Raw genomic sequence first — 339 nt, forward strand, 5'->3', positions numbered from 1 at the left:
CCTTAGCTCAGCTGGGAGAGCGCCTGCCTTGCACGCAGGAGGTCAGCGGTTCGATCCCGCTAGGCTCCACCAAATATTATAATGTTATGGCGGTGTAGCTCAGCTGGCTAGAGCGTACGGTTCATACCCGTGAGGTCGTGGGTTCGACTCCCTCCGCCACTATTTGCAAGGATCCTTAGCTCAGCTGGATAGAGTGTTTGACTACGAATCAAAAGGTCGGGAGTTCGAATCTCTCAGGGCGCGCCATTTTTATTTTTGCAATTACGGGAAGTGGCTCAGCTTGGTAGAGCACCTGGTTTGGGACCAGGGGGTCGCAGGTTCAAATCCTGTCTTCCCGAC

General features: G+C 54.0%; 1 tRNA gene. It reads left to right on the top strand.

Features of this window, described 5'->3' with window-relative positions:
• Positions 1-264: 264 nt before the first annotated feature.
• Positions 265-338: transfer RNA gene (locus tag SAY88_RS24820), tRNA-Pro, on the top strand.
• The last annotated feature ends 1 nt before the right edge of the window (position 339 follow it).

The sequence above is a fragment of the Halalkalibacter flavus genome (genome assembly GCF_036663575.1).
Taxonomy (GTDB): domain Bacteria; phylum Bacillota; class Bacilli; order Bacillales; family Bacillaceae_D; genus Halalkalibacter; species Halalkalibacter flavus.